The sequence below is a fragment of the Vibrio sp. 03_296 genome, assembly GCF_002265885.1.
The window spans coordinates 20,151-33,304 of record NZ_NPKW01000128.1; the positions used below are offsets into that span (position 1 = coordinate 20,151).

14 protein-coding genes are annotated in these 13,154 nt (G+C 44.9%); 8 read left to right on the forward strand and 6 right to left on the reverse strand.

Going from position 1 to position 13,154, the window contains the following annotated elements:
- Positions 1-10: 10 nt before the first annotated feature.
- Entirely contained in the window at positions 11-433 is a 423-nt protein-coding gene (locus tag CIK04_RS15770) for a RidA family protein (protein WP_039448441.1), read from the reverse strand.
- Between the two features lie 41 nt (positions 434-474).
- Entirely contained in the window at positions 475-1,614 is a 1,140-nt protein-coding gene (locus CIK04_RS15775) for a tyramine oxidase subunit B (protein ID WP_097353433.1), read from the reverse strand.
- A gap of 232 nt (positions 1,615-1,846) precedes the next feature.
- Here CIK04_RS15775 and CIK04_RS15780 point away from each other — a divergent pair, with 232 nt between their 5' ends.
- Positions 1,847-2,662 (forward strand): helix-turn-helix domain-containing protein, encoded by an 816-nt coding sequence (locus CIK04_RS15780; RefSeq protein ID WP_085760959.1) that lies wholly within the window; start codon positions 1,847-1,849, stop codon positions 2,660-2,662.
- Between the two features lie 237 nt (positions 2,663-2,899).
- Positions 2,900-3,658 carry a 1-acylglycerol-3-phosphate O-acyltransferase gene (locus CIK04_RS15785; protein ID WP_097353434.1) on the forward strand — a complete coding sequence of 253 codons (759 nt, stop codon included), beginning with the start codon at positions 2,900-2,902 and terminating at the stop codon, positions 3,656-3,658.
- 72 nt (positions 3,659-3,730) lie between these two features.
- On the opposite strand, the gene napH is transcribed toward CIK04_RS15785, so the two are convergent.
- From napH to CIK04_RS15800, 3 genes are all read right to left on the reverse strand, one after another.
- A complete protein-coding gene (napH, locus tag CIK04_RS15790; protein WP_097353435.1) occupies positions 3,731-4,603 on the reverse strand; it encodes a quinol dehydrogenase ferredoxin subunit NapH in 873 nt (290 codons plus the stop codon).
- On the reverse strand, positions 4,603-5,376 hold the full coding sequence (gene napG / locus CIK04_RS15795; protein WP_097353436.1) for a ferredoxin-type protein NapG: 774 nt from the start codon (positions 5,374-5,376) through the stop codon (positions 4,603-4,605). The genes napH and napG overlap by 1 nt, the downstream gene beginning before the upstream one ends.
- Before the next feature lie 334 nt (positions 5,377-5,710).
- Positions 5,711-6,631, reverse strand: coding sequence for a bifunctional precorrin-2 dehydrogenase/sirohydrochlorin ferrochelatase (locus CIK04_RS15800; RefSeq protein WP_097353437.1), 921 nt, complete (start codon positions 6,629-6,631; stop codon positions 5,711-5,713).
- 457 nt (positions 6,632-7,088) lie between these two features.
- On the opposite strand from CIK04_RS15800, the gene CIK04_RS15805 reads away from it, so the two are divergent.
- The 6 genes from CIK04_RS15805 to CIK04_RS15830 all read left to right on the forward strand — a co-directional run bounded on the left by CIK04_RS15805 (position 7,089) and on the right by CIK04_RS15830 (position 12,658).
- Positions 7,089-8,117, forward strand: a complete 1,029-nt coding sequence (locus CIK04_RS15805) for an amino acid ABC transporter substrate-binding protein (RefSeq protein ID WP_097353438.1) — start codon at positions 7,089-7,091, stop codon at positions 8,115-8,117.
- Positions 8,118-8,189: 72 nt separating this feature from the next.
- Positions 8,190-9,395, forward strand: coding sequence for an amino acid ABC transporter permease (locus CIK04_RS15810; RefSeq protein WP_097353439.1), 1,206 nt, complete (start codon positions 8,190-8,192; stop codon positions 9,393-9,395).
- A gap of 1 nt (position 9,396) precedes the next feature.
- A complete protein-coding gene (locus CIK04_RS15815) occupies positions 9,397-10,494 on the forward strand; it encodes an amino acid ABC transporter permease (RefSeq protein ID WP_058666839.1) in 1,098 nt (365 codons plus the stop codon).
- Positions 10,495-10,517: 23 nt separating this feature from the next.
- Positions 10,518-11,267, forward strand: coding sequence for an amino acid ABC transporter ATP-binding protein (locus CIK04_RS15820; protein ID WP_011080547.1), 750 nt, complete (start codon positions 10,518-10,520; stop codon positions 11,265-11,267).
- Positions 11,268-11,469: 202 nt separating this feature from the next.
- Entirely contained in the window at positions 11,470-12,138 is a 669-nt protein-coding gene (locus CIK04_RS15825; RefSeq protein WP_011150175.1) for a Bax inhibitor-1/YccA family protein, read from the forward strand.
- A 190-nt stretch (positions 12,139-12,328) separates the two neighbouring features.
- A complete protein-coding gene (locus tag CIK04_RS15830; protein ID WP_011080550.1) occupies positions 12,329-12,658 on the forward strand; it encodes a TusE/DsrC/DsvC family sulfur relay protein in 330 nt (109 codons plus the stop codon).
- Positions 12,659-12,686: 28 nt separating this feature from the next.
- On the opposite strand, the gene yccX is transcribed toward CIK04_RS15830, so the two are convergent.
- Positions 12,687-12,959, reverse strand: a complete 273-nt coding sequence (gene yccX / locus CIK04_RS15835) for an acylphosphatase (RefSeq protein WP_011150174.1) — start codon at positions 12,957-12,959, stop codon at positions 12,687-12,689.
- Positions 12,960-13,154: the final 195 nt, after the last annotated feature.

Consider the following 13,154-nt stretch of genomic DNA (forward strand, 5'->3'; position numbering starts at 1 on the left):
TTAGCCGCCTCTATCTTGAAAGCACGATTTCCTCTACGTCTGCCTGTGATGCGCCGCGATAAGCAGTCACTTCAATTTCGACTTCGTAAATAGTTGAGCCGAGCGGAGGACAAGTGACCGTGGTGGTTGGGTTCACACCGCGAAACTTAGTGCCAACAAACTCCATCACAGCCGGAACGTTGTCTGGATTTTGAATAAAGACTTTCGACGTGATGACATCTTTCAGGTTTGCATCAACCGACGCCAAAGCGACTTCAATATTGGTAAACACTTGCTCTGTTTGCTCAAATACGTCTTTTGGCATTTCACCCGTTTCAGGGTTACGGCCAGCGGTGTTTGAAACAAAAATCCAGTTATCTACCGCAACTACGCGTGAGTAGCTTGCGATTTCTTCCAGTTTTGAGCCTGTTTTTACCTTTACGATACGTGTCATGGGGACTTCCTTTTAAATGACTAACCTAGCGTTCTGAGTTGTTATTTGAGTTCTGGTTGATTCCAAAGATTGAGGTTGATGCCAATACCTTTCTCGACGGCGTTGCGATAAATTTTGGTTGCCCACGCAACGTCTTCTACTGGCATGCCACCAACAGAAAGAATGATGATTTCGTCTTCACTTTGGCGCCTTGGTGTTTCACCCGCGACAATCGAACCAAGGTCTTCTAAGTCATCAATGGTTAACTTGCCTTCTTCGATCATGTCCATAAAGCGAACACCAACGAGTGGGATAATGTTGTGTGCAGGTTTTGGCACTTCCTCGTACCAAGCTTGGTAGAGACCAGTATTATCAAGCACTTTACGTACATCGTCCTGCACCATGCCCTTATCTAAGCGGCAACTTGCAGGCATTGCCAAAAACGCGCCCGGTTTGACCCACTCACGTTTCACTTCTGGGTAAAGGCTTGGGTCACCCGTTTCACCCGAGTTGCAGTAAGTCACGATGTCTGAGCCGCGCACGACGTCTTCAACGCTCTCGACAACTTCTACATTGGTGATTTGTGGGAACGTCGCCGACACCCAAGTTAAGAAGCTGTCTAGGCTCTTCTTGCCGCGACCTTTGATCTTGATAGTGTCGATGTTTGGACAGGCGGCCATAAATGCAGCCACTGAAGTTTTTCCCATTACACCAGGGCCAAGCAGACCAATCACTTTGGAATCTTTACGAGCAAGGTAGCGAGCGCCCACGCCAGGAATCGCTCCTGTGCGATAAGCTGAAAGCAAGTTTGCCGACATAATCGCCAGTGGCGCGCTGGTTTCAATATCGTTGAGAATGAACATTAGGATGGAACGCGGAAGATCTTTCTCGCGGTTGGCAATGTTCGAGCCGTACCATTTCACGCCACACGTACCAAAATCACCGCCTAAGTAAGCTGGCATCGCCATCAAGCGGCGGTCTGCGGTTGGCTTTGGCATGGTTGGGATTGGTGACTCTTCTGGAAACGTAATCATCGCACCATGAGAATCATTATTTGGTCCCGCCATGCGGTAATCACCTTGGTGTAACAGTGCGAACATCTCTTCCATCGTGTCCACACATGCTGCCATATCCGTTACACCGGCTTTGATCATGTCTGGTTCAGATAGGTAGATAAAATCGATTTTTGTATTACTAGACATACGTATTCCTACTTCCCTGCATCGTCATAAAGGCTTATTTAAACTCATTCAACTAACTGAGTGATTTATCTGTTAAGCCTGATACTAGAGTGAAGGCACGCATTGATATTGAATTTTTGCGACACAAGTCATGGGCTAGGTCACAAAAATGATTAACATATTAATAATATAAATTTACATTTAATTAACAGAATGGGACTTTGATACTCTGATGCTTAATGAGTAGAAAAGTATGCCTGATGCAAATCTAGAGTTTAAAATTGCCTCCTTGCGCTCAGTTCAACCCTGGTTCGTGCTAGGCGCAAATCATTTTGATTCATTACTGACACCACAGAGTGCAATGACTTCGCACTTCTACTCATTTGATGCAAGTGGCGATATGGATTCCACCATTGCGATTCCAGATGGATGTATCGATCTCCTCTTTGACTGCAGCCCCGATAGTCCAAATGCCTATATCTGTGGTTCTCCTCTTGAAGCAATTAAAGCGGATTTCAAACAAGGTCATAACTACTTAGGAGTTCGCTTTCGCCCGGGTGTGATACCAGATTTACGTAATCTGGACGTTGATGAAGTCATTTCAAATCGTTTGGATTTAAGCGATTTGGTTGGTGGAATCGAACACATTCTTGAACAAGTTTGTGAATCCGATGGTTTCATAAGTAAAGCACGCATAATCAATGATTTTGTCAGTCAATTTGATAGTCGATCTTGCTCCTATCTGACGATGGACGTGATCGCACTAGTGACTCAAGCGCATGGCAATCTCCAGATAAAGGATCTGGTCAAGAAAACGGGTTACTCCGCTAGAACGTTACAGCGCGCCTTTCGCAATGACACCGGTCTGACACCAAAGGCCTTCAGCCGTGCGATACGCTGCCAGTCCGCGGTTTACAACATTAACCATAACCATAAGGTACCACTGTCTGATCTTGCTTTTGATTTAGGCTTCAGTGACCAAGCACATTTCCAACGTGAGTTTAAGAAACTGGTCAGCGTCACCCCTTTGGATTATCAGTCACGTACGCGTTCTAAAGCGTCGACCTAACCAATGCTTTGCTCTGAAGCCTCGCTAAAAATCGCAAGCTAAAACAGGATTATATTGTCTTCCACAAATAGAATTAGTTCAATTGTTCAGCGCCTTATGAGAGGATAAGCAATCGTTTTACTAATAGTCCGCTAATTCTTATTCCTTTACCTTCGTTACAAAAATGTGAACAAATCACTTTATTAGAGCGATTACTTTAGTAGACTGCGAGCAAATCTTCTCATATCAGGGGGCCTCTTGCTCGCATTCATTCGCATTCTACTTGCCGCCATCTTTGTGGTTGTCACAACACTCGCCGCACTGATCTACTGCCTTTTTAGTCCAAGGGATCCCAAACACGTGCATGTGTTTTGTCGCTGGTTTAATCAACTGCATAAAATCGTAGGAATGACCTTGATTCAGCGTGGTGCTGAACATGCTCACCAAAATAGTCATGCCGTCTATGTTTCCAATCATCAAAGTGTTTTTGATTTTGTCACTTCGCCTGGGATGTTGCCTCCTCGAACGGTGACGATCGGCAAAAAAAGCCTATTGTGGGTACCGTTCTTTGGCCAGTTGTACTGGATAACCGGTAACATTTTGATCGATAGAGAAAATAAGTCAAAAGCTCGCGATACCATCGCGCAAGTGGCAGAGGCCATTCAAACGCGGAATTTGTCTGTATGGGTCTATCCTGAAGGGACTCGTAGTAAAGGCCGCGGCTTACTCCCTTTTAAAACGGGAGCCTTTCGTATGGCGATAGAAGCTGGCGTTCCTATTATTCCAATGTGTGTCAGCACCACGCACAACAAAATTGCGCTCAATCGCTGGAAAAATGGGGTCGTCATCACTGAAATGTTGCCCCCCATAGACACAAAGGGCTACACCCTACAGCAAGCTCGTCAGCTGGCTGATCATTGTCATCAAATCATGGAGACAAAAATACGCGAACTGGATGAAGAGGTGGCAAAACTCGAAGCTGAGCAAAGATCACCGAGGAATCAAGCCAAGGCTTAATGTGAAAATAATGAGCCCATCAATTAAGATGGGCTCATTATTAACGACAGGATTATTTTAGCGGCAGGAACGTTACGCCTTATCTTTGTCTTTGTCTTTGTCTTTGTCTTTGAAGCGATGTGTAAATACCAGCACGTTTTCGGGGCAAACATCAATACAACGCCCACAACTGATGCAGTTTTGATCCATGACTCTTCTGTCCCCTTCTTTTAATGGTTGCCGCAATACCTCTGGCTCTGGGCAAACATTGTAGCAATCCATACACTTGGTGCACGCTTCTCGATTTTCCGCAGAGATTCTCAGAACACTTTTTCGTCCAATCACGCCATAAGTTGCACCGAGTGGGCACAGATGGCCGCACCAACCATGATCGACCAACAGAAGATCAAGCATAAATACCAACAGGATCAGCACCCAACCTGCACCCATTCCAAAAAGAATGCCTCGATGCAGCGTGGCGACAGGATCAATCCAAGCCCAAAGTACACTGCCTGAAGCCGCGCTACCAATAAGCAGTGCACCCAGTAGCCAATATCTCAGTTGAGCGTTCCAACGAAAGCTCGCCTTGATTTCAAGCTTACGCTTTAACCAAGCTGCAAGATCTGTAACCACATTAAGCGGGCACACCCATGCACAAAATGCTCTAGGGCTGATGATGGCGTAAAAGACAACGACAATCAGAACGCCGAGTAACGCATTGAATTCTGGAATATGTCCAGATGCGACGATTTGTAAGAAAATCAGAGGGTCGGTCAGTGGAATGGTATCAAACAACATACTCGATGAAAGGTTGCCTTTAAGTATGTTTACCGTTGGGCTGAGTAAAAACAGACCAATAATGGAGAACTGAGCCAAACGTCTTAATATAAGGAAACGGTGAGCATGCCACCAACCTAACTTCTCTCTTGCTTCACGACCGGCATCTTTTGCTAAATTCTTCGCCATTATTTTGCTCCTCCCAAGGTTTCCAACGCGCCAGTTGGCATATCACTGGTATCTGGGGCGGTATTTTGCAACGGCTTGGTAATCTCCTCCCACCCAAGCTGGTAATGGTCGCCTATTTTTCCTTGGGCGAGATCATGCGGAATGACTTTGATCGCAGCGACTTCGGTGATGCAAGCCTGCTCACATTTACCACAGCCAGTGCATTTATCCGAATGCACGGTCGGGATCAACTTCGCGTGATAACCGGTTCTTTCATTTCGAACGTGCTCCAGCGTAATGGCCTCGTCGATAACAGGGCAAACTCGATAGCAGACATCACAGCGCAATCCCTGCCAGTTCAAGCAGCTTTCATGGTCAATTAAGACTGCTAACCCCATACGAGCGTCATCAATATCCGTGAGATTCGGGTCAAGCGCTCCACTTGGGCAGGCGACCACGCAAGGAATGTCTTCACACATTTCACAAGGGATCTCCCGTGCATGGAAGTAAGGAGTCCCCGACTCTACTGGAGAAAGTAACGTCGCCAGTTTCAAGGTGTCATACGGACATGCCTGTACACACAAACCACAACGGGTGCAGGCTTTTTCGAACTCCCCTTTGGGTAAGGCACCCGGCGGACGAAGTGGAACGCCAGTACCACCACGAGCCTGGCTTTGCTTAGATTGCAGGCCAAGAACGGTGGCGGCGGCACCAACACCAGCAAATGTTCTAACGGAATCGCGAAGAAATCGTCTTCGACTTTCGGATGTTTTTTTGTTGTTGCTTCCACTCATTGCTTCACCTATCGCCTTCATGTGTCGCACTTGTTTTATACTAGTTGTCCGCGCGCACAATCGCTGAAGATATAAGCGTAATGTAACTGGATGGCGTTCGTTTTCTATTACCCCAAAAGGGTAATCAAACACTTGATTGAGTTAGATCAAACGTCATTATTCAACTCTGACACTAAGCTCTCAATTTTTGCCCGCTAAAGATGGAAGCCGCGAGCATGAAAACAGGTGAAGGAAGGTTGCAATCAATCCACTAGATCAACACCGTAAGGTATTCGGTTATGGTGTCGTCGCAGTGGATTGATGAAAGGAACAAGCAAGCGCAAAGGCGTTGTGATCAGATAATCAGATCACCTTGTTGAAGAAAGCTGAATTCTTGGCTGTTTTTAGCAAATAACACGCAAATTTTAATCGGTTCGAGCTTCGCTTGTTGAATCTTCTCCGAAAGTTCTGCCGGAGTTTCATAACTCAATCGTTGAGCATCTCGACGCACCATTTCTAGAAAAGCAGGATGAATCTGCTCTGGCGCCAACACAAGCTCCGCTTTTTGCATGTAACGAAGGGCTTTAATAGGTAACATCTCAACATCATCTGTGCAACCAATCCAAGTGCATTGCGCAGTTCGTTGAACCTCCCCTTTGATTGCCTGTGCAAACAAGCTTTCAAGCTCTCTATGATTTTGTGACGATTTTACCTCTGGTAAGTCGAAAAACAGCTCCCAAAACATGCGACGTTCTTCGACTGTCGGGAATCGTTCTTTAACCGCCACACGTTTTGATTCGGCGAATTCCGCCAGCAAACTAAGATTTTGTGGCAAAACCGATTCTAATGATTCTCTGAGATTACGAATCAACACAGGGGAAGCACCACCACTGGATATGGCAATTTGCACTCGTCCACGCGAGATCATTGAAGGCGTAATGAAGTCACAATACGGTTTATCATCCACAACGTTCACCAACAGGTTACGCTGTTTCGCGTCACGATATACTTGATGGTTGAGAGACGGATTGTTGGTTGTCGCCCAGACTTGAACATAGGCGCCATCCATCAACTCAGATGAATAGAAGTTTTTCACCCAGTAACAGCGGTTTTCCTCCACCCAACGGTGAAGCTCATCCACCAACGTCGGCGAGACAATCGTTACTTTCGCCCCGACATTTAACAGTGCTTCAATTTTACGACTGGCAACTTCCCCTCCTCCGACAACAAGTACGGGTTTGTTTTCTAGATCCATGAAAAGAGGAAAATATCGCATTTAAATCCCTGTCTGTTCTTTATGACTAAAGCGCTCATCGTAGCAGATTTGGTGCATAAATATCATTACAAACCGATGTAACAAATAATTTTTGTTCGAATTTTAAACACAAAGCAGTGAATAACTCCAAACAACCACCACCATACAGCCCTTGATTCCATAATACTATTAATATAATTGACAAAAGCTCTCTTGCACTACTTCAGTAACCAATTGCACTATTTACATTCAGTTAACATTTGGTCATTCTAATTACCACAGGGTTTGTGATTCCTCTCAAAAATCTTTTTAAATTATACAGTTGAGAAATCAAAAATCCTTTCCTACGCTTATAAATAGTTGATTTCCGAACAGCCGTTTGAACGGAGGTCAATCAGTTAGGACACACACAACAACAATTGAGCACGTTGTATCAGGTGTTACCTGGTTTAACTTGGATCATACAGGAAGGATACAAATGGCAAATAAACTCACTATTCTGGCTTCATTGGTAGCGGCATCTACTGCTATGTTGTCGTCAAATGCATTCGCTGCTGAAAGCACTCTAGACAAAGTGACAAAACAAGGTTTCTTAACTTGTGGTGTCAGTACTGGCCTACCAGGTTTCTCCAACCCTAACTCAAAAGGTGAATGGGAAGGTATTGACGTTGAATATTGTCAAGCGATTGCGGCGGCAGTGTTGGGCGACAAAACTAAAGTGAAATATGTTCCCCTCACGGCTAAAGAACGCTTTACCGCTCTGCAATCGGGTGAGATTGATGTTCTTTCGCGTAACACAACATGGACGCTACACCGTGATACCGCGCTTGGTTTGAACTTTGTTGGCGTGAACTACTATGACGGCCAAGGTTTTATGGTGAAAAAAGACCTCGGCATCAAGAGCACCAAAGAGCTTGATGGCGCATCCGTTTGTGTTCAATCCGGTACCACCACTGAACTTAACTTAGCGGACTACTTCCGTAATTCAGGTATGAGCTACAAGCCCGTTGTATTTGATACGGCAGCTCAAACCTCAAAAGGTTTCGACGCTGGTCGTTGTGACGTGTTGACGACAGACCAATCTGGCCTGTATGCACTTCGCCTGAACCTGCAAGATCCAAGCTCTGCGGTGGTTCTTCCTGAAATTATTTCTAAAGAGCCTCTAGGCCCTGTGGTTCGTCAAGGTGACGATCAATGGTTCAATATCGCGAAATGGACGCTAAATGCGATGATCAACGCAGAAGAGTACGGCATCACCTCTAAAAACGCAGAAGAGATGCTTAAATCTAATGATCCAAACGTGAAACGTATCCTAGGTGTTGATGGGCCGAAAGGTAAAGGCCTAGGCATCCGTGATGATTGGGGTTACCAAGTCGTTAAGCAAGTTGGTAACTACGGAGAGAGCTTTGAGCGTACTGTCGGTACAGGTTCTCCTCTGCAAATCTCTCGTGGTGTTAACGCACTATGGAATGCTGGCGGCTTCATGTACGCGCCACCGATCCGTTAACAGTTATCTGTGATGAAATGGGCGGACCAGTGCCGCCCTTTTTTCTAAAAATGGATTAGAGGTTATTGTTGTATGAAACCCGATAAAAACACGTCTTCAGGTGTTAGTGCCAAACCGTCTTCGAGCACCAACCTGTTTTATAATCCCACTTTTCGCTCGGTCGTCTTTCAGGTCATAGCCATTCTGGCGCTGGTATTTTTCTTCTACACCATCGTCAATAACGCGTTAACAAACCTAAATGCTCGAGGCATTGCCACTGGCTTTGATTTTCTTTCGCAAGAAGCCGGATTCGGCATTGGTTTAACGCTGATTGAATATGATGAAACCTTTTCTTACGGTCGAACGTTCGTTATCGGCCTCCTTAATACGGCCTTAGTGTCATTTCTTGGCATCATATTAGCCACCGTACTCGGTTTTGTTATCGGCATCGCTCGTTTGTCTTCAAACTGGTTGGTGAGTCGATTTGCGGCGATATACATTGAAATTTTCCGTAACATCCCGTTGTTACTGCAAATCTTCTTCTGGTATTTCGCGGTGTTGCAAGCGTTACCTTCGCCAAGACAAAGTATCAGTTTAGGTGAAGCAATCTTTCTTAATGTTCGAGGCTTGTTTTTCCCAAAACCCGTTTTTGAGGCGGGAAGTGCGTTTATTTTTGCCGCGCTATTCGCGGGCATCATTGCGACGATATTTATTGGCGTGTGGGCCAGAAATAAGCAAAAGTTAACCGGACAACAAACACCGATGGGGCGAATCGCTTTAGCCTTGATTGTCGGTTTTCCTGCGCTTGTTTACTTTGTTTCTGGAATGCCAGTCTCAGCTGAGTATCCTGCACTGAAAGGCTTCAACTACCAAGGTGGCATCAGCATCATCCCTGAGTTGGCAGCACTGTTGGTGGCACTGAGCATTTATACTGCAGCGTTTATTGCAGAAATTGTTCGTTCAGGCATTAATGCTGTAAGCCATGGTCAAACTGAGGCAGCGATGTCCCTTGGCCTGCCAAGAACTCGCACCCTGAAACTGATCATCATTCCTCAAGCATTGCGCATCATCATTCCACCACTGACCAGTCAATACCTTAATTTGACCAAAAACTCGTCTTTAGCCATGGCAATTGGCTACCCAGATTTGGTTTCTGTTTTTGCTGGTACGACGCTCAACCAAACAGGGCAAGCGATCGAAATCATTGCAATGACGATGGGGGTATACCTGACGCTAAGTTTGGTCACATCAGCACTGATGAACATTTACAACAAGAAAGTTGCTTTGGTGGAGAGATAAGATGAAAGTACATCAATTTCAACCTGATCTTCCACCGCCAGCAAACACCGTAGGTGTTATCGGTTGGATGAGGAAGAATCTATTCAACAGTCCGGTCAATTCTGTAGTGACGCTGGTGTTGGCATACTTTGCTATCAGCGCTTTATGGTATATTGCCGATTGGGCTTTTTTAAGTGCTGACTGGGTCGGTTCCACACGGGATGCCTGTACTCGAGAAGGAGCTTGTTGGGTATTCATCAGCGTGCGTTGGGATCAGTTTATGTATGGCTTCTATCCTGAAGCTGAACTGTGGCGCCCTCGCCTGTTCTACATTACGCTGGCGATTTTCACGGTGCTACTTGCCTATGAGAAAACACCAAAACGAATGTGGATTTGGCTATTCTTTGTCAACATCTACCCATTTATCGTTGCAGCACTTCTTTACGGTGGTGTGTTTGGCCTTGAAGTTGTTGATACCCATAAATGGGGCGGCTTGCTGGTCACCTTGATCATTGCGTTAGTGGGTATTGTGGTTTCACTGCCGATTGGTGTCGCTTTGGCACTGGGTCGCCGTTCGGATATGCCAATCATTCGTAGCTTATGTACGGTATATATCGAAGTATGGCGTGGTGTTCCATTAATCACCGTGCTGTTTATGGCATCGGTGATGCTACCTCTGTTTCTCTCGGAAGGCTCAGAGACGGACAAGTTGATCCGTGCATTGATAGGTGTGGTGATGTTTAGTGCCGCCTACATGGCTGAGGTGGTTCGTGGTGGCTTACAGGCCATACCGAAAGGCCAGTACGAAGCGGCCGATGCACTGGGGTTAACGTATTGGAAAAAAATGGGCTTAATTATTCTGCCGCAAGCACTGAAAATTACCATTCCGTCCATCGTAAACACCTTTATTGGTCTCTTTAAAGACACCAGTCTGGTGCTGATCATCGGTATGTTTGATGTATTGGGCATTGGACAAGCCGCAAACACCGATCCAGAGTGGCTTGGTTTTGCTACAGAAAGTTATGTATTTGTCGCGTTAGTGTTCTGGGTATTTTGTTTTGGCATGTCGAGATACTCGATATGGCTAGAAAATAAACTACACACCGGTCACAAACGATAATTCAGAAAGCTCAAGGACGTATTATGACGCAACAACAAGATTACATGATCCAACTGAAGGATATGAATAAGTGGTACGGTGAGTTTCACGTACTAAAAAACATCAATCTGAATGTTAAAAAAGGCGAAAAGATTGTTATCTGTGGCCCATCCGGTTCCGGTAAATCCACAATGATTCGCTGCATTAACCGATTGGAAGAACACCAAGCAGGGCAAATTCTGGTCTCTGGTACTGAACTAACCGAAGATCTCAAAAACATCGAAGCAGTAAGGCGAGAAGTCGGCATGTGTTTCCAACACTTTAACCTCTTCCCTCACCTAACGGTTTTGGAAAACTGCACGTTGGCACCAATTTGGGTAAAGAAAATGCCTAAAGAAGAAGCGGAAGCCATTGCAATGAAATACCTTGAACGGGTTAAGATTCCAGAGCAAGCAGATAAGTACCCAGGCCAACTTTCCGGTGGTCAGCAGCAGCGAGTCGCCATTGCCCGCTCACTATGTATGAGCCCTAAAGTCATGCTCTTCGATGAGCCAACATCTGCACTCGACCCAGAGATGGTACGCGAGGTATTGGATGTCATGGTTGAGCTGGCAGAAGAAGGCATGACCATGTTGTGTGTTACCCACGAAATGGGCTTTGCCAAAGAAGTAGCGGATCGCGTTATCTTCATGGATGCCGGTGAAATCATTGAAGAAAACAATCCGAAAGAGTTTTTTGAGAACCCTCAATCCGATCGTACGCAAAACTTCCTTGCACAAATTCTGCATCACTAATGTGAGCACGACTGAAAAGAGGCGTCTTCAACGCCTCTTTTTTTCGTCTATAGTGGAAATAAAGTGTTACAAACTGGATAATGCATAACTCATTATTTCTACTATCATTTTGGCTAGTAACGAATAAAGTCAGGCTTGATTTTTGGAACGATCGGCCTCATATATAGACATATAAATTAAACATACTCTCAAGAGGAAGATTATGAACAGTCCTATGTTTACCCGTACTTCAAGCATGGAAAGTACACTTCAAACCAATAAGGTATTGAAAAACACGTACTTCCTGCTTTCTATGACACTAGTAACCAGTGCTATTGCAGCGGTTGCAACCATGGCAATCGGTATTTCTCCAATGATGGCACTTGTGATGCAAGTTGCTGCGATTGGTATTTTATTTTTCGCACTACCACGCAGCATTAACTCATCAATGGGCATTGTTTGGACATTCGTCTTTACGACACTAATGGGTGGTGCACTTGGTCCAATGCTGACTTACTACGCTTCAATCCCAAGCGGCCCTACTATTATTGCTCAAGCTCTAGGTTTGACAGGTATGGTGTTCCTCGGTCTTTCGGCATATACCATCACAAGCAAAAAAGATTTCTCTTTTATGCGTAACTTCTTAATGGCAGGCCTGATCATTGTTATCGTTGCAGCTATCATCAACATCTTTGTTGGCTCAACGTTAGGTCAGCTGGTTATCAGTAGTGTCTCTGCATTGGTTTTCTCTGGTTTCATCCTATTTGATACCAGCCGTATTGTCCGTGGTGAAGAAACCAACTACGTAAGTGCAACGATTTCAATGTACCTAAACATTTTGAACTTGTTCACAAGCCTACTAAGTATTCTCGGCATTATGAACGACGACTAATTGTTTAGCGTTAAATCAACTCAAAAGCCCGGAGCATTGCTTCGGGCTTTTTCTATTTATATTTGCCAAACAAAATCCCGATTTGCACGCTTTTTCTTCGCTCAACATAAGTATGAGATTCTTTTGTTGAGAAGCGCCTTACGTGTACGCTACCCTATACCCATCTTTATTGACTCGATGGATATAGCGCATGTTCGTTTACAACGGCAAACAAATTGAAACCGATGCTCAAGGTTACCTACTAGACCACACTCAGTGGGAAGAAGGAATGATTGAGATACTTGCCGAGCAAGAAGGCATTGAGCTCACAGATGCTCATCTAGAAGTGATCCACTTTGTGCGTGACTTTTATGAAGAATTCAACACCTCACCAGCGGTGAGAATGTTGGTGAAAGCCATGGAAAAATCGCACGGTCCAGAAAAAGGCAACAGCAAGTATCTTTTTAAGCTTTTCAAAGAAGGGCCAGCAAAACAAGCGACCAAACTGGCAGGTTTACCCAAACCGGCAAAGTGCCTCTAACTCCCTATTTTTATCCTGTAGCACTCAGCTACAGGATTTCAAACCCTTGATATTCACGACAGGTAATTTCTTCTCTTTTAAGCTCATCGACGCGAGCCGTTTTGGGTCCTTGTTCTAACCATTTGGCAAACTCTTCTATCTTCGGTGGTTCACCACAGGCTATCACTTCGACATCTCCGTTATATAAATTCTTTGCATAACCGACTAAATTTAGCTTTAGACCCTGATGTGAGGTGTGGTATCGAAATCCAACCCCTTGAACTATGCCAGAGACCACAAATTTTTCGCATCTTATTGCCATCCGTATACCTCTCCGTTTTTTTGAGTGATATATTTATTAAGTCTATTCACCCCACAAAGGACCGTGGGTTACTAAGAGCATAATAATTATGAAAGAAATACCATTTCGTTGGATTGATAAATATCTCATCCATTTAAAAATTCAAGAAAAGTTCTATCTGCTTTTCCTACTCCTCTTGATGKCATTACTTATCCT

Excerpts from the sequence above, each read along its gene's own strand:
- CIK04_RS15770 (WP_039448441.1), bottom strand. The coding sequence starts at position 433 with ATGACACGTATCGTAAAGGTAAAAACAGGCTCAAAACTGGAAGAAATC.
- CIK04_RS15775 (WP_097353433.1), bottom strand. The coding sequence starts at position 1,614 with ATGTCTAGTAATACAAAAATCGATTTTATCTACCTATCTGAACCAGAC.
- CIK04_RS15780 (WP_085760959.1), top strand. The coding sequence starts at position 1,847 with ATGCCTGATGCAAATCTAGAGTTTAAAATTGCCTCCTTGCGCTCAGTT.
- napH (WP_097353435.1), bottom strand. The coding sequence starts at position 4,603 with ATGGCGAAGAATTTAGCAAAAGATGCCGGTCGTGAAGCAAGAGAGAAG.
- napG (WP_097353436.1), bottom strand. The coding sequence starts at position 5,376 with ATGAGTGGAAGCAACAACAAAAAAACATCCGAAAGTCGAAGACGATTT.
- CIK04_RS15800 (WP_097353437.1), bottom strand. The coding sequence starts at position 6,631 with ATGCGATATTTTCCTCTTTTCATGGATCTAGAAAACAAACCCGTACTT.
- CIK04_RS15805 (WP_097353438.1), top strand. The coding sequence starts at position 7,089 with ATGGCAAATAAACTCACTATTCTGGCTTCATTGGTAGCGGCATCTACT.
- CIK04_RS15810 (WP_097353439.1), top strand. The coding sequence starts at position 8,190 with ATGAAACCCGATAAAAACACGTCTTCAGGTGTTAGTGCCAAACCGTCT.
- CIK04_RS15815 (WP_058666839.1), top strand. The coding sequence starts at position 9,397 with ATGAAAGTACATCAATTTCAACCTGATCTTCCACCGCCAGCAAACACC.
- CIK04_RS15820 (WP_011080547.1), top strand. The coding sequence starts at position 10,518 with ATGACGCAACAACAAGATTACATGATCCAACTGAAGGATATGAATAAG.
- CIK04_RS15825 (WP_011150175.1), top strand. The coding sequence starts at position 11,470 with ATGAACAGTCCTATGTTTACCCGTACTTCAAGCATGGAAAGTACACTT.
- CIK04_RS15830 (WP_011080550.1), top strand. The coding sequence starts at position 12,329 with ATGTTCGTTTACAACGGCAAACAAATTGAAACCGATGCTCAAGGTTAC.
- yccX (WP_011150174.1), bottom strand. The coding sequence starts at position 12,959 with ATGGCAATAAGATGCGAAAAATTTGTGGTCTCTGGCATAGTTCAAGGG.